A 19,952-nucleotide genomic window follows, 5' to 3' on the forward strand; every position below is an offset into this window, starting at 1 on the left:
TGTTGGGTAGGCCCGAATCAAGTCGGGCCTACCCGTCCCCAATTCCCAATCCTCATTCCCTCAACACCATGAACCCCATCCAGCAGGGCTTTGTGCTGACCCGCCACAGCCGGGATCGCCAGGGCCATATCGAGCTTCACTACTGGCTGTGCACGCCGCAGGGGCCGGCGCGGCTGACGGTGCGCGGCGAGCGCGCCCTGCTGATGGTGCCGCTGGCGGACCGTCTTCACGTGGAGCAGGCCCTCACGGGGCTTGAGTTTGAATGGCGCGAACCCGGTCTGCAGAGCTTTGCGCGACAACCGCTGGCGGTGCTGTATCTCAATACCATGAGCGAGCAGCAGCAGGTGGTGCAGCGGCTGCAGGCACACGGCATCGAGGTGCTGGAGCACGACTTTCGCCCTCACGAGCGTTACCTTATCAGCCGCTTTATTCGCGGCAGCGCCGAATTTACCGGCACCGTACGGCCCCGGCAGGGCTTTGTGCAGGTCGATGACGCCCGGCTGCGCAAGGGCGACTGGCAACCGCGTTTTCGCGTGTTGTCGCTGGACATCGAATGCTCGGGCCAGGGCGAGCTCTACTCCATTGGTCTCTACGGCGATGGTCTGGCCCGGGTGCTGATGATTGGCGCGCCCGAGCCCGCCGTTACCGACATACAGTGGGTGGCCGATGAACGGGCGCTGTTGCAGGGCCTGGAAAGCGAGCTGGCGGCATATGACCCCGACATCATCATCGGCTGGAATCTGGTGGCCTTTGATCTGCGGCTGATGTTGAAGCGGGCGGCGCTGCACGGCATCAGGCTTCGGCTGGGCCGCGGGGGCGAGGAGGCGTTTTTGCGCGAGCGGCCCCACACCGAGCAGGTGTTTGTCACCCTGCCGGGCCGGGTGGCCATCGACGGCATTGATGCGCTCAAGACCGCCTGTTACGCCTTTGACAGCTTCAGCCTGGAGTCGGTGGCCCAGGCGTTGCTGGGCCGGGGCAAGCAGACCGAGGACGTGGCCAACCGGCTGGCGTCCATCATGCACGACTTTCGCGTTAATAAGCCGAAACTGGCCGCCTACAACCTGGAGGACTGCCGCCTGGTGTGGGACATTTTTACCCACACTCGGGTGCTCGACTTTCTGCGCCTGCGCAGCCAGCTGACGGGGCTGGAGCTGGATCGCATCGGCGGCTCGGTGGCGGCCTTTGTGCAGGTGTACCTGCCGCACCTGCACCGGGCCGGCTTTGTCGCCCCCAACCTGCCCCCTGGCGGCGGCCTGGCCAGCCCCGGCGGCTATGTGATGGACTCCCGGCCCGGCCTCTATCGCCATGTGCTGGTGCTCGACTTCAAAAGCCTGTACCCGTCCATTATCCGCACCTTTCGCATCGATCCCCTCGGGCTGGTGCTGGGGTTGGAAGAAGAGGACGCCATTCCCGGCTACCGGGGAGCGCGCTTTTCCCGCCGCCATCACTTTTTGCCCGACATCATCGCCGGGCTCTGGCGCGAGCGGGATCAGGCCAAGCGTGAAGGGGATGCGTCCCGTTCCCAGGCCATCAAGATACTGATGAATTCCTTTTACGGTGTGCTCGGCTCCGGCGGCTGCCGGTTTTACGATACCCGGCTGGCGTCTTCCATTACCCTGCGCGGTCACCACATCATGCAGCACAGTGCCCGGCGCATCGAGGCCGAAGGCCACGAGGTGATCTACGGCGATACCGATTCGGTGTTTGTGCTGCTCAACGGTGAGCACGATGAGGGCTCGGCCAGCCGGGAAGGACAGCGGCTGGCCGAGCTGATCACCGCGCACTGGCGTGAGCAGTTGCGGACAGAACTGAACCTTGAGAGTTACCTGGAGCTGCAGTTTGAAAGTTACTTCGCCCGCTTTTTGATGCCCACCATTCGCGGCCGGGAAGAGGGCTCGAAAAAGCGCTACGCCGGGCTACGGGTTAAACATGGCGAATCCGGGCTGGTGTTTAAGGGGCTGGAAACGGTGCGTTCCGACTGGACGCCACTGGCCCGGGCCTTTCAGACCGAATTGTACCGGCTGGTGTTCAACGATGAGGATCCCACCGGCTTGGTGCGGGACACCCTGGCGCAAACCCTGGGCGGGCAGCGGGATGAGGAGCTGGTGTATCGCAAGCGGCTGCGCCGGCCGCTGGCCCAGTATGTGAAATCCCAGCCACCCCAGGTGCGGGCGGCCAGGCTCGCCGACGAGCACAATGCCCGTCTGGGCCGGCCGCTGCGCTACCAGCGCAAGGGGGTCATTGCCTATGTGATCACGGTGAACGGGCCGGAGCCGGTGGAATACCGGCAGTCGGCCATCGACTATCAGCATTATGTGGACAAGCAGCTCAGGCCGGTGGCCGATGCCATTCTGCCCTTTGTGGGGCTGACCTTTGAAGGCATCACCGGCCAGCAGCTGGGGTTGTTCTGAAACGCCCCTAGTCCCGTTTTTTATCGTCGTCCTTTTCGTCATCGGGATGATACTTGCCCGGGGGCACGCCCCACTCATCCTTGTTGCGCTTTTCTTCCTCTTCCCAGTCGCGTAGTTTCATTTTGTCGCGGTTTTTCTTGACGTTTTTCTCAATTTGCTTGGTGTCCTTGAGGGCACTGACGAACATACCAACCAGAAACAGCAGGGGCAGGGTAATCCAGAGCCAGACGTTCATGGTGTTTTCCTCATCGGTGAATGTAGCGGGCGAAAATGTCGTCCAGCATATTAAGGATATGCGTTTTACCCAATATTGGCCGGGTAGCCAAGGCATCGACCACCAGTGTCGGCGTCAACTGATGTTCACAGGCTTGCGCCAGTGGCCGGTAGCTGAGGTGCCAGGGCTCGGCGGCGATGCCTTGGGGCTTGGCCCCAGGGCCTTGGACCTTGCCATAAGGCAGGTAAAAGCCAAAGCGACCCATGTTGGCATCCAGCCATTGGCTCAGCGGGTGAAAATACCCGCCTTGATCATATTCCCAGGGCTCCAACTGCAGCCTGGTGTCGGCGGGCAGCAGGGTGGGATCATAGACGTCCAGATCCGTGCCCCAGTGGTGGCGGCTGGTGCCGGGCAGGGCGCTCCAGCGCAAAATGGCATGAATGCGCTCGGGCTCGCTCAAGGACAGCGCGTCCAGCGGCCGGCTGTGTTCATCCAGCAGCGGCCGGTGGCCCTCGAACTTGCCGTTCCAGATGGCCAGCTGGCGCTCAAAACCGCGAAAGCTCGACGCCGGCACCAGATGGAATCCGGCACCGGCGGCGGCCGCCTGCAGGGCCACAAAGGCTTCCCGGGCCTCAGCCTGCAGCCGGTGGCCCGGCTCGGCCAGGGGCACCAGGTGGTGTTCACTCAGGCCCAGCAGGCAGTCGGGGCTCATGCCAGCAACCGCTCCAGAATGCCTTCGTACATGTCGGTGAGCTGTTCCAGATCGGCGATTTTCACGCATTCGTTGAGCTTGTGAATGGTGGCGTTGACCGGGCCCAGCTCAATCACCTGGGCGCCGGTCTGGGCGATAAAGCGGCCGTCGGAGGTGCCGCCGGTGGTGAGCAGGGCCGGCTCCTGGTGACGCACCGCCTTGACGGCGTCCACGGTGGCCGCAACCAGATCGCCGCTGTCGGTAAGAAAGGGCTTGCCGTTCAACAGCCAGCTGAGATCGTAGTCGAGGCCATGGGCGTCGAGCACGCTGTGCACCCGGGCCTTGATCTTGTCTTCGTCCAGCTCGGTGCTGAAGCGGAAGTTGAACTGCACCTGCATGTCGCCCGGAATCACGTTGGAGGCGCCGGTGCCGGCGTGAATATTGGCGATCTGAAAGCTGGTAGGCGGAAAATAGTCGTTGCCCTTGTCCCAGGTGGTGGCGGCCAGCTCGGCCAGCGCCGGGGCGGCCTTGTGCACCGGGTTGTCGGCCAGGTGCGGATAGGCCACATGGCCCTGTACGCCTTTCACGGTCAGGTCACCGGTGAGGGAGCCGCGGCGGCCGTTCTTGACCACGTCGCCCACTTCGTGGGTGGATGACGGCTCGCCCACCAGGCACCAGGTGATTTTTTCATTGCGGGCTTCCAGGGTGTCCACCACCCGGGTGGTGCCGTTGATAAAGGGGCCTTCTTCGTCGCTGGTGATCAGAAAGGCGATGGAGCCTTTATGGTCGGGAAAACGGGCCACAAAGCGTTCGGTGGCCACCACCATGGCGGCGAGCGATCCTTTCATGTCGGCGGCGCCGCGACCGTGCAGGTAGCCGTCGATGTCGGTGGCCTCAAAGGGCGGTGTGTGCCATTTATCCAGGGGGCCGGGCGGGACCACGTCGGTGTGGCCGGCAAAGCAGAACAGCGGCCCCTCGGTGCCGCGGCGGGCCCAGAGGTTGGTGGTATCTTCAAACACCATGGTTTCCAGTTTGAAACCCAGGGCGGCCAGCCGCTCGCCCATCAGCTCCTGGCAGCCTTCGTCTTCGGGGGTTACCGAGGGACGGTTGATCAGTTCCCTGGTGAGAGCCAGCACGGCAGAGTCGGTCATGTGTTTCCTTACTTTCTTTGTTATTGGTTGAACAGGCTGGCATACAGCTCGGGCTTGAAGCCTAAGTGCAGCGTGCCGTCGAGATTCAAAAGTGGCCGCTTGATCATGGCCGGGTGGGCCAGCAGCAGGGCGGCGGCGGTGTCGGGGCCCAGGCGTGCCTTGTCGTCATCGCTTAAGGTCCGGTAGGTGGTGCCCCGCTTGTTGAGCAGTTGTTCCCAGCCGAGCACCTCCAGCCAGTGGGCCAGTTGTTCCGGATCCAGGCCGTCGGCGCGGTGATCCACAAAGCGATAGTCGATGCCCGCCTGCTCCAGCCACTTGCGGGCCTTTTTGACGGTGTCGCAGTTTTTGATGCCGTAGAGAGTGACGGTCATGATGTTGTTGCTCCTGGAGGGTGGCCGGAATTTTGTCACTTAAGGTTCATCGCTGCAACCGGGCCGGGTCCGGGGGGCAAAAATCCGCTGGCGATATGAGGCCGCTTTGGTTAGTGTTAGCGACTTTGAATTCCCGGGGTTGTTGCCAGCCGGGCCCGGCGGCGTGCACCGGGCCCTGACACTTCACGCGGCTTTTCATTTGCTTTGCCTTCAGAACAAAAGGGGAAAGGCTTGGAACTCAAGGAATACTGGAGTGACAGTTACCACTCCAGCGATTTTAAACTGACCCGCATCGGCTTTGTGGCCATTCGTTTCCGCTGGCTGGTGGCACTGCTGATTATTGGCATCGCCGGCTGGGTGGCGGTGGACTGGTGGGTGCTGGATCCGGCCCATTTTCAGCTGATCTGGAAAATGCGGCTGATCACCGGCGCCATGCTCACGCCGCTGCTGCCGCTCAGTTACCTGTGCAAGCTCAACCGGCGCTGGATGGTGGCGTCGCTGTATTTTCTGCTGGGCATATTGCTGACCTTTAACCTGGTCGGACTGTGGAGCTTTCGCGACGGCACCCCCATTCCCATCGGCTACATCGCCTTTCCCTATTTCCTGCTGGCGCTGCTGAGCGTGCTGCCGTTGCCGGTGAAGTCGGGGCTCAGGGTGGCGCTGGTGGTGACCCTGGCGGTGCTTGGTACCGACTACTGGCTGGATCGGCACAGCCTGCAAAACGGCGCCCTGCTGGACCGGCTGTGGCTGCTGATCTGCTTCAGCCTTGCCATGATCTGGGTGCAGGCGGGGCAGCTGCGCATGTTGCTGGATCTGTACCGGGAGTCGACCCGGGATCCGCTCACCCGGCTGATGAACCGCCGGCTGTTCCTGCGCCAGCTGGAGCAGGTGCAGAGCGAAAGCCGCAATCAGCCCTTTACCCTGATTTTGTTCGATCTGGATCGCTTCAAGCGCATCAACGACGAGCACGGCCATCTGATGGGGGACGAAGTGCTGGTGCGGGTCGCCACCACCCTGGTGGACATCTTTGGCCCCGACGCCACCCTGGCCCGCTACGGCGGCGAGGAGTTTATCGTGTTGCTGCCGCACACCCCGCTGGAGCAGGGCCTGCGCCGGGCCGAGACGCTGCGCCTGGCGGTGGAATCCCAGCCGGTGGAAAACCCGCTCGGCGAGGGGGAGATCACCGTGACCCTGAGTGCCGGCGTGGTGCAGGGGCAACACGACAGCGATCTGCAGGCGCTGCTCAACCAGGCCGATGAGGCCCTGTATGACGCCAAGCGAAACGGCAGAAACTGTGTACAGGCGGCGGCCTGATCAATAAGCCTTTCGAGTGGTGGTTTGTATACGGGGCTTGGCTTATACTGCTCGCCAAGCCCCCGTACGACACCATTACATCATGACTTTCCTGCGGAAAAATAACTAAGCGAGATGTCTATGCCCCAAGACCAACAGGACAAACGTGCCCTTTACATTCCCTATGCCGGCCCCGCACTGCTGGAAACTCCCTTGCTGAACAAGGGCAGCGCGTTCACCAAGGAAGAACGGCTGGCATTCAACCTGGAAGGTCTTCTGCCTCACAACATTGAAACCATCGAAGAGCAGGCCGAGCGGGCCTACAAGCAGTACTGCGGGTTTCAGAACAATCTCGACAAGCACATCTACCTGCGCAACATTCAGGATACCAACGAGACGCTGTTCTACCGTCTGGTGGAAGATCACCTCAGCGAGATGATGCCCATCATCTACACCCCCACCGTGGGGCAGGCCTGTGAGGAATTCTCCAACATCTATCGTCGCGCCCGAGGACTGTTTATTTCCTACCCGGATAAAGAGCACATCGACGACATTCTGCAAAACGCCACCAAACGCAACGTCAAGGTGATCGTGGTGACCGACGGCGAGCGCATTCTGGGCCTGGGCGACCAGGGTATCGGCGGCATGGGCATTCCCATCGGCAAGCTGTCGCTGTACGTGGCCTGTGGCGGTATTTCGCCGGCCTATACCCTGCCGGTGGTGCTGGATGCGGGTACCAACAACCCGCAGCTGCTGAAGGATCCCATGTACATGGGCTGGCGCAACCCGCGGGTCACCGGTGAGGAATACGAGGAGTTCGTTGACGCCTTCATTCAGGCGGTGAAGCGTCGCTGGCCGGACGTGCTGCTGCAGTTCGAAGACTTCGCCCAGAAAAACGCCATGCCGGTGCTTAACCGGTACAAGGACGAGCTGTGCTGCTTTAACGACGACATTCAGGGTACCGCCGCCGTGACCCTGGGGTCGCTGATTGCCGCCTGTCAGGCCAGCGGCAGCAAGCTGTCCGAGAAGAAGGTGGCTTTCCTCGGCTCCGGCTCTGCCGGCTGCGGTATCGCCGAGCAAATCGTGGCGCAAATGAAGGCCGAAGGCCTGAGCGACGCCAAGGCCCGGGAGCGGGTGTTCATGGTGGACCGTTTCGGGTTGATTACCGACAACATGCCCAACCTGGTGGACTTTCAGCGCCCGCTGGCCCAGACCCTGGAAAACCTGCAGGACTGGGACGTGGCCGGCGACAATATCTCCCTGTTGGAGGTGATGCAGAACGCCAAGCCCGACATTCTGATCGGCGTATCCGGCCAGCCGGGGCTGTTCACCAAGGAAGTGATCCAGACCATGCACGCCCACTGCGAGCGGCCCATCGTGTTCCCGCTGTCCAACCCCACTTCCCGGGTAGAAGCGACCCCGGAAGAGATCATCAACTGGACTGACGGTCAGGCCCTGGTGGCCACCGGCAGCCCGTTCGCGCCGGTGGAGTACAAGGGTAAGCTGTACGAGATTGCCCAGTGCAACAACTCCTACATCTTCCCTGGCATTGGCCTGGGCGTGCTGGCCTGCGGCGCCAAGCGGGTAACCGACGCCATGCTGATGGCCTCCAGCCGTGCCCTGGCGGCCTGCTCGCCGCTGGCCAAGGACGGTGAAGGCGCGCTGCTGCCGCCGCTGTGTGAAATCCAGCAGGTGAGCCGCCACATCGCCAAGATGGTGGCCAAAACCGCCCAGCTGCAGGGCCAGGCACTGCAGACCTCGGATGAGGCGCTGGACAAGGCTATCGAGGCCAACTACTGGAATCCGGAATACCGCCAGTACCGCCGGGTTTCATTCTGAGCACCGGCACTCGCGCAAAAAAGGCATGCTTCGGCATGCCTTTTTTTGATCTCGCGCCATGGCTGGTATTCATACAACCCCCTCGGTATATTGAGCGTCAGCTGTGGTGAACTAAAGTGTCCGCGGTCAGCCAAGGTGGGCGAACCCGGTTTTCAAGGAGAGAGACATGATCGTTAAACAATCCCTGCTGGCCCTTGCCCTGGGGGCCCTGCTCGGCGCACCGGCTCAGGCTGCCGTGGTGCCCGAGGGCACTGTGCTGGCCGACACGCAACAACTGGTGCGGGGCAACGGCTCCGAGCCGGCCTCACTCGACCCCCATAAAATAGAAGGGGTGCCCGAGAGCAATGTGTTGCGGGACCTGTTTGAAGGCCTGGTGAATTCCGGCCCTAACGGCGAAGTGGTGCCCGGGGTGGCCGAGCGCTGGGAAACCTCGGATAACCTGGTGTACGTGTTTCACCTGCGTGACAACGCCCGCTGGTCCAACGGTGATGGGGTAACTGCCCACGACTTTGAGTATGCCCTCAAGCGGGCGGTGGATCCCGCCACTGCCTCGCCCTATGCCTGGTACCTGGAAAAGGCCACCATCCTTAACGCCAGCGAGGTGGTGAACGGCAAGAAACCCGCTACTGAGCTGGGGGTGAAGGCGCTGGACGAGCATACCCTGGAAATTACCCTGGCCAGCCCCGTGCCTTATTTTGTGTCCATGCTGTCACTGGCGCCCACCTATCCGGTGCACAAGGCCACGGTGGAGCAGCACGATGATGCCTGGACCCGGGTGGGCAATATGGTATCAAACGGCGCCTACCGGCTGAGCAACTGGGTGGTAAACGAGCGCATTGAGCTGGCGCGCAATCCCCATTACTGGAGCAACGAAGCAACGGTGCTGGAGCGAGTGACCTACCTGCCCATTGCCTCCCAGAATGCCGAGATGAACCGGTTTCTGTCCGGTGAACTGGACATGACCTACGACATTCCCCTGGAGCACTTCAAACAGCTTCAGGCGGAGCGGCCCGATGCCATTCGCGTGAGTGATTATGTGGGCACCTATTACTACATTTTCAACACGCAAAAAGCCCCCTTTGACGATGCCCGGGTGCGCAATGCGCTGTCTTATGCCATCGATCGGGACATCATCGCCGGCAAGGTGATGGGGCAGGGGGAGCGGCCCGCCTATACCCTGGCACCGGAGGTGGTGAACGGCTTTACCCCGCCGGCGGTGGACTGGGCCGGCTGGACACAACCGCAGCGGGATGAAAAGGCCCGGGCGCTGCTTGAACAGGCCGGTTACGGCAAGGGCAGGCCCCTGCGCTTTGAACTGCTCTACAACACCAACGACAACCACCGCAAGGTGGCGGTGGCCATCGCCTCCATGTGGAAAAAACACCTGGGCGTGGAAGTAGAGCTGGTTAACCAGGAATGGAAAACCTACCTCGACACCAAAACTCAAGGCAATTTCGACGTGGCCCGGGCCGGCTGGATTGCCGACTACAACGAAGCCTCCAGCATGCTGGATCTGATGCAGAGCCGCCACGGCAACAACGATGGCAAATACCACAACCCGGCGTTCGACCGGCTGATGGCCCAGTCCAGGCTGGCCAGCGACGAGGCGGCCCGCAACCGTCTCTACGCCCAGGCCGAAGAGATACTGGCGGTGGACATGCCCATTGCGCCCATCTACCAATATGTCAAAGCCCGGCTGGTGCAGCCCACGGTAGGCGGTTACCCCAGCAACCCCCTCGACAATATTTACAGCAAGGATTTGTATATCAGGGCGAAATAGGCCTTTGTCTGTGCTCGCACCCAGAGCGTGGGAGCTAGATATAAGGCAACTCCCTGTCTGCATGAAGCAGCCGCAGCGTTTTGCCGGACCCGACCGTCAAATGCCATGGATGGCATTTGCCGAGCGTCCATGGGGCGAGTTTGCTCGCCGTGACGAACTAAAAAGCCTGAACGAACATTGATTATGTTCGCAGCTGGCTTTTTAGTGAGTGGCGTTCAATGAAGCGTGTCGGGGTAGGCAAATGGTGCGGTTGCTTCGCTTTGCTGAGCTGTTGGTTCAAGGTCATCCCATGTTCAAATTCATACTCAAGCGACTGCTGGAAGCCATTCCCACCCTGCTGGTGCTGATCACCCTGTCGTTTTTCCTGATGCGCTTTGCTCCCGGCAATCCGTTCACTACCGAGCGTTCGCTGCCCCCCGAGGTGATGGCCAACATCGAGGCCGAATACGGCTTTGACCGGCCGGTGCTGGCGCAGTATTTCAGCTACCTGGGCAACCTGGCCCGGGGGGATCTGGGGCCGTCCTTCAAATACCGCGACTTTACCGTCAACGAGCTGGTGGCCCAGGCGTTGCCGGTGTCGGCGCGCATCGGCCTGTTTGCCTTTGCCGGTGCCGTGCTGCTGGGGGTGACCGCCGGCATGGTGGCAGCGTTGAAACAAAACAGCTGGGTGGATTATTTGGTGATGTCCGGCGCCATGCTGGGGGTGGTGATCCCCTCCTTTGTGCTGGCGCCGCTGCTGATCCTGGTGTTTGCCATCGGGCTGAACTGGCTGCCCGCGGGCGGCTGGCAGGACGGCGGCTGGCAATACCTGCTGCTGCCGGTCACTGCCATGATGATGCACTACATTGCCGCCATTGCCCGCATCATGCGCGGCGCCATGATTGAAGTGCTGAATGCGCCCTTTATTCAAACCGCCAGGGCCAAGGGCCTGCCCATGTCGTACATAGTGCGGCGCCATGCCCTGCGCCCGGCGCTGCTGCCGGTGGTGTCCTACCTGGGGCCGGCCTTTGTGGGCATCATCACCGGCTCGGTAGTGATTGAAACCATTTTCGGTCTGCCCGGCATCGGTCAGCTGTTTGTGAACGGCGCACTCAACCGGGACTACTCCATGGTGCTGGGGCTGACCATACTGGTGGGCACTCTCACCATTACCTTTAATGCGGTGGTCGACATTCTCTACGCGCTGATCGACCCCAGAATCCGTTACTGAGGCAAGCATGGTTACCACCCGAAACAATACCGCCGCCGTGACGCAGTTTGCCGGCGAGCTGGACGTGCGGGGGCGCTCCCTGTGGGCGGATGCCCGCCGCCGCTTTCTGCAAAACCGGGCGGCCCTGGCCAGCCTGCTGGTGCTGGTGCTGATGGGCTTGCTGGTGCTGCTGGGACCTTGGCTGTCGCCCCATGCCTTTGATGACACCGACTGGGGCGCCATGATGGCCCCGCCTGCCCTGGAAAATGCGCACTATTTTGGTACCGATTCGCTGGGGCGGGACTTGTTTGTGCGCACCCTGGTGGGCGGGCGCATCTCGCTGATGGTGGGGCTGCTCGGTGCCCTGGTGGCGGTGGTGATCGGCACCCTCTACGGCGCCACCGCCGGCGTTATGGGGGGGCGTACCGACCGGCTGATGATGCGCCTGCTGGAAATTCTCTATTCCTTTCCCTTTATGTTTTTCGTGATCCTGCTGGTGACCTTTTTCGGCCGTAACCTGCTGCTGATCTTCCTGGCCATCGGTGCCGTGAGCTGGCTCGACACGGCACGCATCGTGCGCGGCCAGACCCTGAGCCTGAAACACCGGGAATTTGTCGAGGCGGCCGAGGTGGGCGGCGTGAGCCGGTTTCACATCATCACCCGCCATATTGTACCCAACGTGCTCGGTATCGTGGTGGTGTACGCCACCCTGCTGGTACCGGGCATGATTTTGTTTGAGTCCTTTCTCAGTTTTCTTGGCCTGGGGGTACAGGAGCCCATGACCAGCTGGGGCGCCCTGCTCGACGAAGGCGCCAAGGCGATGGAAGTGGCGCCCTGGCAGTTGCTGTTTCCCGCCGGTTTTATGGTGCTGACCCTGTTCTGCTTCAATTTTCTGGGGGACGGCCTGCGGGATGCCCTGGATCCGAGGGACCGCTGATGGAGTCCGGTATGGAGCTGCTCAATGTCGATGCCCTGCGGGTGACCTTTGACACCCCCGAGGGGCAGGTGGTGGCGGTCAACGAGCTGAGCTTTACCCTCAATGCCGGCGAGACCTTAGGCATTGTGGGGGAGTCGGGCTCGGGCAAGAGCCAGACCGCCTGTGCCATCATGGGGCTGCTGGCGAACAACGGCTTTGCCTCGGGCCGCCTGCGCTACCGGGGCCGGGAGCTGCTCGGGTTGCCGGAGCGGGAGCTCAATCGCATTCGCGCCGAACACATCGCCATGATTTTTCAGGATCCCATGACCTCGCTCAATCCCTACATGAAGGTGGGGGAGCAGCTGATGGAAGTGCTGCGGCGGCACAAGGGCCTGAGCCGCAAGGATGCCTTTGCCGAGTCGGTGCGCATGCTGGAGGCGGTCAACATTCCCGAGGCGCGGGATCGCATGAATCGCTACCCCCACGAGCTTTCCGGCGGCATGCGCCAGCGGGTGATGATTGCCATGGCGTTGCTGTGCCGGCCGGCACTGCTGATTGCCGACGAGCCCACCACGGCGCTGGATGTGACGGTGCAGGCCCAGATCATGAGCCTGCTCAATAAACTGAAAACCGAATTCAACACCGCCATCATGCTGATCACCCACGATCTCGGGGTGGTGGCGGGCAGTTGCGACCGGGTGCTGGTGATGTACGCCGGCCGCATCATGGAAACGGCGCCGGTACGGGATCTCTTTTATCGCCCGGCCCACCCCTATACGCAAGGGCTGCTGGCGGCCGTTCCCCGGCTCGACCGCGACACCGGCGAGCTCGCCACCATAGCCGGCACTCCGCCCAACCTGTTGCGGCTGCCGCCCGGTTGTCCCTTTCAGGCCCGCTGCCCCCATGTTTTTGACCGTTGCCGGCGAGAGGTGCCTCCGCTCAGGGAGCTTGGCGAGGGCCGGTACTGCGCCTGTTTTCTGGAGGTGAGCCATGACTGAGCCGCTGTTGCGGGTACGGGATCTACGAGTGCATTTTTCCGTGCGGGCGTCCAAAGGCTGGCCCTGGCAGGCGCCGCTGCTGCTGAAGGCGGTGGACGGCGTCAGCTTTACGCTGGCTCGGGGCGAAACCTTAGGCGTCGTGGGCGAGTCGGGCTGCGGCAAGTCCACCCTGGCCCGGGCCATCATTGGCCTGGTGCCGGCCACCAGCGGCGACGTGAGCTGGCAGGGCCGGACACTGACCGGAGGAACGGCAAGTGAGTGGCGCACGGTGCGCCGGCACATGCAGATGATTTTTCAGGATCCCCTGGCTTCACTCAATCCGCGCATGACGGTGGGGGACATTATCGCCGAGCCGCTGAGGACGTTTCAGCCAGGGCTTGGCAAGACCGAGGTACGCCGGCGTGTGGAAAGCATGATGGCGCGGGTGGGACTGTCGCCAGCCCTCATCAACCGTTATCCCCACGCGTTTTCCGGCGGCCAGTGCCAGCGCATCGGCATTGCCCGGGCGCTGATCCTTCAGCCCAGCCTGATCATCTGCGACGAGCCGGTGTCGGCGCTGGATGTGTCCATTCAGGCCCAGGTGATCAACCTGCTGAAAGACCTGCAGCGGGAGCTGGGGCTGGCATTGGTGTTTATTGCCCACGATCTGTCGGTGGTACGCCATATCGCCGATCGAGTGCTGGTGATGTACCTGGGACACGGAGTGGAGCTGGCCGACCAGCAGGCCCTCTATACCCAGCCCAGGCATCCTTATACCCAGGCACTGCTGAGTGCCGTGCCCATTCCCGATCCGGACACGGAGCGGGACCGGGTTCCCCGGCTGCTGCAAGGAGAGCCGCCGTCGCCCCTGGACCCGCCCTCGGGCTGCGTGTTCCGTACCCGTTGCCCGCTGGCGGACGAGGGCTGTGCGCAAGCCATGCCCCGGCTGGAAGGGCCGGCTGCTCATCAAGTGGCCTGTTTCAAGGCAGAGTGACGCCATTATTTGTCCATGAGCCTTGAAAACCGCTGGGCCAGCCCCATATTCAGTCACCACGGTGCCCCATCGTCCCTCGACGCTGGCAAACTGCGCCGTTATAATGCCGCGTCTGTATTGTAGCGAAGACATCGTCTTCACCAGGATTCAAGGAGCAGCCCGGGCTGTTTCAAACATCACAGGGTCAGCACCGCCGTGCTGAAGAACATTGAGGTAAAAGAATGCAAGTTTCTGTAGAGACGACCCAGGGCCTGGAGCGCCGCCTGACCATCACTGTTCCCGCCGAGCAGGTAACCGGCGAAGTGAACAACCGTCTGCGTCAGCTGGCCAAGACCCGCCGCATCGACGGTTTTCGTCCTGGCAAGGCCCCGCTGACCGTCATCAAGAAAATGTTCGGCCCTTCCGTGGAAGCCGACGTGGCCGGCGACCTGATGCAGCGCAATTTCTTTGAAGCCGTGATGAGCGAAAAGCTCAACCCGGCCGGCATGCCCACCATGGAGCCTGCCCCTATCAAGACCGGTGAAGATTTCACCTTTACCGCCACCTTTGAAGTGTATCCGGAAGTGGCCGTGACCGGCCTGGACGCCGTGGCCGTTGAGAAGCCCCAGGCCGAAGTGACCGACGCCGATCTGGACAAGATGATCGACACCCTGCGCAAGCAGCACGCCGACTGGACCGAAGCCGACCGCGCCGCCGAAGACGGTGACCGCGTCACCATGAACTTCGTGGGCTCCGTGGACGGCGAAGAGTTTGAAGGCGGCAAGGCCGACGACTTCGTGCTGGTACTGGGCTCTGGCCGCATGATCCCGGGCTTTGAAGACGGCCTGCTGGGCAAGAAAGCCGGTGACGAGTTCACCATTGAGGTGACCTTCCCCGAGGAATACCACGCCGAAAACCTGAAGGGCAAGCCCGCCAGCTTCGCCATCACCCTGACCAAGGTGGAAGCCCAGCAACTGCCCGAGCTGACCGAAGAGTTCGTCAAGCGTTTCGGCATTGCCGACGGCACCGTGGATGGCCTGAAAGCCGAAGTGCGCAAGAACATGGAGCGCGAGCTGAGCCAGGCCCTGAAGGCGTCCGTCAAGGAGCAGGTGATCGACGGTCTGCTGGAGCAGAACGCCATCGACGTACCCCAGTCCCTGATCGACAGCGAAGTGGATACCCTGCGCAAGCAGGCGCTGCAGCGCTTTGGCGGCCTGGATGCCAAAAACGCCCCGCAACTGCCCGCCGAGCTGTTCAAGGATCAGGCCGAGCGCCGCGTGCGCGTGGGACTGATCCTGGGCGAGCTGATCAAGGCCAACGAGATCAAGGCAGACGATGCCAAGGTGCAGGAAATCATCGCTTCCATGGCGTCTGCCTACGAAGATCCGGCCGAAGTGGTGGCCTACTACAACGACAACCCCCAGCTGCTGGAAAACGTGCGCAGCCTGGCGGTGGAAGATCAGGCCATCGAGTTCGTGCTGGCTCAGGCCAAGGTCACCGACAAGCAGGTGTCCTTTGACGAGGTGATGAACAAGCCGGGCATGGGCGCTTAAGATCATTTGACTTAAGCATCAAGCTCTTGCGTATAATGGCCCCAGTGTACGTGCACTCGGGCCATTTTGTTTTAGGGACAAGAATCTATGTCAGACAACCAGAATCCGATGATGGACGGGCCCCTGGCCGCCCTGATCCCCATGGTGGTGGAGCAGACAGCCAAGGGCGAACGTTCCTACGATATCTACTCGCGACTGCTGAAGGAGCGGGTGATCTTCCTCACCGGTCAGGTGGAAGACCACATGGCCAACCTGATCTGCGCCCAGTTGCTGTTCCTGGAGTCGGAGAACCCGGAAAAGGATATTTACCTTTATATCAACTCGCCGGGCGGTTCGGTAACGGCGGGCATGTCCATCTATGACACCATGCAGTTCATCAAGCCGAACGTAAGCACGGTGTGCATGGGCCAGGCCTGCTCCATGGGGGCTTTCCTGCTCGCCGGTGGTGCGCCGGGCAAGCGCTTTGCGCTGCCCAACAGCCGGGTGATGATCCACCAGCCCCTGGGCGGGTTTCAGGGACAGGCGTCGGACATCCAGATCCACGCCAAGGAAATTCTCTATATCAAGGACAAGCTCAACCGGCTGCTGGCCGAGCACACCGGCCAGGACCTGTCGGTGGTCGAGCGTGATACCGACCGCGACAATTTCATGTCGGCGGTTCAGGCCAAAGAATACGGCCTGGTTGACCAGGTGCTTCTCAAGCGCGACTGAGCAAAGCGGGGCGGGGTGCTGTACACTGTGCAGTAGAGCCGACAGGGCTAAGCCCCGCGCTGCATCCACAAGAGGTGACTGAATGACAGACAAACGCAAGGGCGAAGGGGACGGCGGCAAACTGCTGTACTGTTCCTTTTGCGGTAAGAGCCAACACGAAGTACGCAAGCTGATCGCCGGCCCTTCCGTCTATATTTGTGACGAATGTGTCGAACTGTGCGAAGACATCATTCGGGAAGAAATCAAGGATATTTCGCCCAAGCGTGACGGCGACGCCCTGCCTACGCCCCACGAGATCCGTGCCCACCTGGACGATTATGTTATCGGTCAGGACCACGCCAAGAAGGTACTGGCGGTGGCGGTATACAACCATTACAAGCGCCTGCGCAACGCCACCAGCACCGACGGGGTGGAGCTTGGCAAGTCCAACATTCTGCTCATCGGTCCCACCGGCTCGGGCAAGACCCTGCTGGCCGAAACCCTGGCCCGGCTGCTGGATGTGCCCTTTACCATGGCCGACGCCACCACCCTGACCGAAGCCGGTTATGTGGGGGAAGACGTCGAGAACATCATTCAGAAGCTGCTGCAAAAGTGTGACTACGATGTGGAGAAGGCCCAGCGCGGCATTGTCTATATCGATGAAATCGACAAGATTTCCCGCAAGTCCGACAATCCCTCCATTACCCGGGACGTGTCGGGCGAGGGCGTACAGCAGGCGCTGCTCAAGCTGATTGAAGGCACCGTCGCTTCCGTACCGCCTCAGGGCGGCCGCAAGCACCCGCAGCAGGAGTTTCTGCAGGTCGATACCTCCAAGATCCTGTTTATCTGCGGCGGCGCCTTTGCCGGTCTCGACAAGGTGGTGGAGCAGCGCATGGATCATGGTACTGGCATCGGCTTTGGCGCCGAGGTCAAGGCCCGGGATCAGAAGGCATCCTTGAGTGAAATCTTCACTCGGGTGGAGCCGGAAGATCTGGTCAAGTACGGCCTGATCCCCGAGTTCATCGGTCGTCTGCCGGTGGTAGCGACCCTGACCGAGCTGGACGAAGACGCCCTGGTGCAGATCCTGTCCGAGCCCAAGAATGCCCTCACCAAGCAGTATGCGGCCCTGTTCGCGCTGGAAGACGTGGAGCTGGAGTTCCGCGACGATGCCCTGCGCTCCATTGCCCGCAAGGCCATGGAACGCAAGACCGGTGCCCGGGGCCTGCGCTCCATTGTGGAAGCGGTGCTGCTCGACACCATGTATGACCTGCCGTCCATGGATGACGTGTCCAAGGTGGTGATCGACGAAACCGTGATCAAGGGCGAGTCCGATCCCATTCTCATCTACGAGAAGGGCGAAGCCCAGGCCGCTTCCGGCGACTGAACGCGGCTTTTTTAACCTGAAAAAGGGGCATTTTGCCCCTTTTTCCGTTTTTGCCGCCGTAGCGATTGAATCTTGCGATCCCGCCCCCATATACTCACCCAAGCGCTAATAAATTGCATTCAAGCCGAGAGGACACTATGACCCTAGAGCGTTCCGAACGCATCGAAACTCCCGTCCTGCCTCTCAGGGATGTGGTGGTTTATCCTCACATGGTCATCCCGCTGTTTGTGGGACGGGAAAAATCCATTCGCTGCCTGGAAGCGGCCATGGAGCAGGACAAGAAGGTACTGCTGATCGCCCAGAAAGATGCCTCCACCGACGATCCGGGTGTGGACGATGTCTACCAGGTCGGCACCGTGGCCAATGTGCTGCAGATGCTCAAACTGCCCGACGGCACCGTCAAGGTGCTGGTAGAAGGCGCCCAGCGTGCCCACCTGGAAGCCTTGCGGGAAGAAGACGGCTACTTTGTGGCCGAGGCCCAGTACCTGGCTACCGAGCCGCTGGACGAACGCGAGCAGGAAGTGCTGGTGCGCTCCGCCATCACCCAGTTTGAAGGCTACATCAAGCTCAACAAGAAAATTCCTCCCGAGGTGCTGACCTCGCTGTCCGCCATTGAGGACGCTGCCCGCCTGGCCGACACCATGGCCGCCCACATGCCGCTGAAGCTGGAAGACAAGCAGAAGGTGCTGGAGATCGTCGGGGTTGGCGAGCGCCTGGAATACCTGATGGCGATGATGGAAGCGGAAATGGATCTGCTGCAGGTCGAGCGCCGCATTCGTGCCCGGGTCAAGAAGCAGATGGAAAAGAGCCAGCGCGAGTACTATCTGAACGAGCAGATGAAGGCCATTCAGAAAGAGCTCGGCGAGCTGGACGAGGTGCCCGACGAGTTCGAGGCGCTGCAGCAGAAAATCGAAGACGCCGGCATGACCGACGAAGCCCGGCAAAAGACCGAGGCGGAGCTGGCCAAGCTGAAAATGATGTCGCCCATGTCGGCGGAAGCCACCGTGGTGCGCGGCTATGTGGACTGGATGATCTCGGTACCTTGGAAGAAACGGTCCAAGGTGAAAAAAGACCTGGCCAAGGCCGAAGAAATCCTTGATGCCGATCACTATGGTCTGGAAAAGGTCAAGGAACGGATTATCGAGTACCTGGCGGTGCAGACCCGCACCAACAAGCTGAAGGGGCCCATCCTGTGCCTGGTGGGACCGCCCGGCGTGGGCAAAACCTCCCTCGGCCAGTCCATCGCCAAGGCCACCGGCCGCAAGTACGTGCGCATGGCCCTGGGCGGGGTGCGCGATGAAGCGGAAATCCGTGGTCACCGCCGTACCTACATCGGCTCCATGCCCGGCAAGCTGATCCAGAAAATGGCCAAGGTAGGCGTGCGCAACCCGCTGTTCCTGCTCGATGAAATCGATAAGATGTCGTCCGACATGCGCGGCGACCCGGCCTCGGCGCTGCTGGAAGTGCTGGATCCGGAGCAGAACCACAGCTTCAACGATCACTACCTGGAAGTGGATTACGACCTGTCCGACGTGATGTTTGTGGCCACCTCCAACTCCATGCACATTCCCGGCCCCTTGCTGGATCGGATGGAAGTGATCCGGCTGTCGGGCTACACCGAAGACGAAAAGCTCAACATTGCCAAGCGTCACCTGCTGTCCAAGCAGATCAGCCGCAATGGTTTGAAGGAAAGCGAGCTGGTGGTGGAAGATTCCGCCATTATCGGCATCATCCGCTACTACACCCGGGAAGCCGGGGTGCGCAGCCTGGAGCGGGAAATCTCCAAGCTGTGCCGCAAGGCGGTGAAGGAAATTCTGCTCAACAAAGACATCAAACAGGTCGTTATCAATGGTGGCAACCTGAAAAACTACCTGGGTGTGCACCGTTTTGACTACGGCAAGGCGGAAGAAAGCAACCAGGTCGGGCAGGTCACCGGTCTGGCCTGGACCGAGGTGGGCGGCGACTTGCTGACCATTGAAGTGGCCAATGTGCCGGGCAAGGGCAAGCTCAGCTACACCGGCTCTCTCGGCGATGTGATGCAGGAATCCATTCAGGCCGCCCTGACGGTGGTGCGCTCCCGTGCCGAAAAGTGGCGCATCAACGCCGATTTTTACGAAAAGCGCGACATTCACGTGCATGTGCCCGAGGGTGCCACGCCCAAGGACGGTCCCAGCGCCGGCATCGCCATGTGTACTGCCCTGGTGTCCAGCCTCACCGGCAACCCGGTGCGCGCCGACGTGGCCATGACCGGCGAAATCACCCTGCGCGGTGAAGTGCTTCCCATCGGCGGCCTTAAAGAGAAACTGCTGGCGGCCCACCGGGGCGGCATCAAGCGGGTGGTGATACCGGCGGAAAACGAGCGGGATCTCGAAGAAATTCCGGACAACGTCAAGGGCGATCTGGAAATTCACCCGGTACGCTGGATTGACGAGGTGCTGGAGCTGGCGCTGGAGCAACCGCCCGAGGGCTTTGCGGTGGCCTCGGCCTGAGCTTTTTCGCCCCGGGCCGTGGTTTGAGGCT

16 protein-coding genes are annotated in these 19,952 nt (G+C 61.5%); 12 read left to right on the plus strand and 4 right to left on the minus strand.

What is annotated here, in order from left to right:
- Positions 1–68: 68 nt before the first annotated feature.
- Positions 69–2,411 (plus strand): DNA polymerase II, encoded by a 2,343-nt coding sequence (locus GU3_RS08730; RefSeq protein ID WP_014292166.1) that lies wholly within the window; start codon positions 69–71, stop codon positions 2,409–2,411.
- Positions 2,412–2,418: 7 nt separating this feature from the next.
- Here GU3_RS08730 and GU3_RS08735 read toward each other — a convergent pair whose 3' ends face one another.
- From GU3_RS08735 to GU3_RS08750, 4 genes are read right to left on the minus strand one after another with little or no spacing between them, the layout of a single operon-like run.
- Positions 2,419–2,646, minus strand: a complete 228-nt coding sequence (locus tag GU3_RS08735) for a hypothetical protein (RefSeq protein ID WP_014292167.1) — start codon at positions 2,644–2,646, stop codon at positions 2,419–2,421.
- A gap of 10 nt (positions 2,647–2,656) precedes the next feature.
- On the minus strand, positions 2,657–3,337 hold the full coding sequence (locus GU3_RS08740; protein WP_014292168.1) for a M15 family metallopeptidase: 681 nt from the start codon (positions 3,335–3,337) through the stop codon (positions 2,657–2,659).
- Entirely contained in the window at positions 3,334–4,467 is a 1,134-nt protein-coding gene (gene dapE, locus GU3_RS08745; protein ID WP_014292169.1) for a succinyl-diaminopimelate desuccinylase, read from the minus strand. The genes GU3_RS08740 and dapE overlap by 4 nt, the downstream gene beginning before the upstream one ends.
- A 20-nt stretch (positions 4,468–4,487) precedes the next feature.
- Positions 4,488–4,838 carry an ArsC family reductase gene (locus tag GU3_RS08750; protein WP_014292170.1) on the minus strand — a complete coding sequence of 117 codons (351 nt, stop codon included), beginning with the start codon at positions 4,836–4,838 and terminating at the stop codon, positions 4,488–4,490.
- 231 nt (positions 4,839–5,069) lie between these two features.
- Here GU3_RS08750 and GU3_RS08755 point away from each other — a divergent pair, with 231 nt between their 5' ends.
- From GU3_RS08755 to lon, 11 genes are all read left to right on the plus strand, one after another.
- Positions 5,070–6,152, plus strand: a complete 1,083-nt coding sequence (locus GU3_RS08755) for a GGDEF domain-containing protein (RefSeq protein WP_014292171.1) — start codon at positions 5,070–5,072, stop codon at positions 6,150–6,152.
- Positions 6,153–6,272: 120 nt separating this feature from the next.
- On the plus strand, positions 6,273–7,970 hold the full coding sequence (locus GU3_RS08760; protein WP_014292172.1) for an NAD-dependent malic enzyme: 1,698 nt from the start codon (positions 6,273–6,275) through the stop codon (positions 7,968–7,970).
- A gap of 166 nt (positions 7,971–8,136) precedes the next feature.
- A complete protein-coding gene (locus GU3_RS08765) occupies positions 8,137–9,750 on the plus strand; it encodes an ABC transporter substrate-binding protein (RefSeq protein WP_014292173.1) in 1,614 nt (537 codons plus the stop codon).
- Between the two features lie 289 nt (positions 9,751–10,039).
- Complete coding sequence (oppB, locus tag GU3_RS08770; protein ID WP_014292174.1) at positions 10,040–10,960, plus strand: oligopeptide ABC transporter permease OppB; 921 nt, start codon at positions 10,040–10,042, stop codon at positions 10,958–10,960.
- A 7-nt stretch (positions 10,961–10,967) separates the two neighbouring features.
- The gene (gene oppC / locus GU3_RS08775; RefSeq protein ID WP_014292175.1) at positions 10,968–11,876 is read left to right on the plus strand and encodes an oligopeptide ABC transporter permease OppC; all 909 of its coding nucleotides are present in this window, start codon (positions 10,968–10,970) and stop codon (positions 11,874–11,876) included.
- Positions 11,877–11,887: 11 nt separating this feature from the next.
- Positions 11,888–12,853 carry an oligopeptide/dipeptide ABC transporter ATP-binding protein gene (locus GU3_RS08780; RefSeq protein ID WP_014292176.1) on the plus strand — a complete coding sequence of 322 codons (966 nt, stop codon included), beginning with the start codon at positions 11,888–11,890 and terminating at the stop codon, positions 12,851–12,853.
- Complete coding sequence (gene oppF / locus GU3_RS08785) at positions 12,846–13,826, plus strand: murein tripeptide/oligopeptide ABC transporter ATP binding protein OppF (RefSeq protein ID WP_014292177.1); 981 nt, start codon at positions 12,846–12,848, stop codon at positions 13,824–13,826. Before GU3_RS08780 ends, oppF begins: the two co-directional genes overlap by 8 nt.
- A 221-nt stretch (positions 13,827–14,047) precedes the next feature.
- Positions 14,048–15,358 carry a trigger factor gene (tig, locus tag GU3_RS08790; RefSeq protein WP_014292178.1) on the plus strand — a complete coding sequence of 437 codons (1,311 nt, stop codon included), beginning with the start codon at positions 14,048–14,050 and terminating at the stop codon, positions 15,356–15,358.
- An 87-nt stretch (positions 15,359–15,445) separates the two neighbouring features.
- Positions 15,446–16,069, plus strand: coding sequence for an ATP-dependent Clp endopeptidase proteolytic subunit ClpP (clpP, locus tag GU3_RS08795; protein ID WP_014292179.1), 624 nt, complete (start codon positions 15,446–15,448; stop codon positions 16,067–16,069).
- Positions 16,070–16,151: 82 nt separating this feature from the next.
- On the plus strand, positions 16,152–17,432 hold the full coding sequence (gene clpX, locus GU3_RS08800; protein WP_014292180.1) for an ATP-dependent protease ATP-binding subunit ClpX: 1,281 nt from the start codon (positions 16,152–16,154) through the stop codon (positions 17,430–17,432).
- Positions 17,433–17,569: 137 nt separating this feature from the next.
- Positions 17,570–19,921: an endopeptidase La gene (gene lon / locus GU3_RS08805; RefSeq protein WP_014292181.1), complete on the plus strand. Its 2,352-nt coding sequence runs from the start codon at positions 17,570–17,572 to the stop codon at positions 19,919–19,921.
- Positions 19,922–19,952 lie beyond the last annotated feature (31 nt).

It is taken from the genome of Oceanimonas sp. GK1 (genome assembly GCF_000243075.1).
In the GTDB taxonomy this organism is placed as follows: Bacteria; Pseudomonadota; Gammaproteobacteria; order Enterobacterales; family Aeromonadaceae; genus Oceanimonas.

Bases quoted from the DNA above. Each gene is read 5' to 3' on its own strand.
- GU3_RS08760 (WP_014292172.1), top strand. From the start codon at position 6,273: ATGCCCCAAGACCAACAGGACAAACGTGCCCTTTACATTCCCTATGCC.
- clpP (WP_014292179.1), top strand. From the start codon at position 15,446: ATGTCAGACAACCAGAATCCGATGATGGACGGGCCCCTGGCCGCCCTG.
- lon (WP_014292181.1), top strand. From the start codon at position 17,570: ATGACCCTAGAGCGTTCCGAACGCATCGAAACTCCCGTCCTGCCTCTC.
- dapE (WP_014292169.1), bottom strand. From the start codon at position 4,467: ATGACCGACTCTGCCGTGCTGGCTCTCACCAGGGAACTGATCAACCGT.
- clpX (WP_014292180.1), top strand. From the start codon at position 16,152: ATGACAGACAAACGCAAGGGCGAAGGGGACGGCGGCAAACTGCTGTAC.
- GU3_RS08765 (WP_014292173.1), top strand. From the start codon at position 8,137: ATGATCGTTAAACAATCCCTGCTGGCCCTTGCCCTGGGGGCCCTGCTC.
- GU3_RS08740 (WP_014292168.1), bottom strand. From the start codon at position 3,337: ATGAGCCCCGACTGCCTGCTGGGCCTGAGTGAACACCACCTGGTGCCC.
- GU3_RS08730 (WP_014292166.1), top strand. From the start codon at position 69: ATGAACCCCATCCAGCAGGGCTTTGTGCTGACCCGCCACAGCCGGGAT.
- GU3_RS08735 (WP_014292167.1), bottom strand. From the start codon at position 2,646: ATGAACGTCTGGCTCTGGATTACCCTGCCCCTGCTGTTTCTGGTTGGT.
- GU3_RS08750 (WP_014292170.1), bottom strand. From the start codon at position 4,838: ATGACCGTCACTCTCTACGGCATCAAAAACTGCGACACCGTCAAAAAG.
- tig (WP_014292178.1), top strand. From the start codon at position 14,048: ATGCAAGTTTCTGTAGAGACGACCCAGGGCCTGGAGCGCCGCCTGACC.
- oppF (WP_014292177.1), top strand. From the start codon at position 12,846: ATGACTGAGCCGCTGTTGCGGGTACGGGATCTACGAGTGCATTTTTCC.
- oppB (WP_014292174.1), top strand. From the start codon at position 10,040: ATGTTCAAATTCATACTCAAGCGACTGCTGGAAGCCATTCCCACCCTG.
- oppC (WP_014292175.1), top strand. From the start codon at position 10,968: ATGGTTACCACCCGAAACAATACCGCCGCCGTGACGCAGTTTGCCGGC.
- GU3_RS08780 (WP_014292176.1), top strand. From the start codon at position 11,888: ATGGAGCTGCTCAATGTCGATGCCCTGCGGGTGACCTTTGACACCCCC.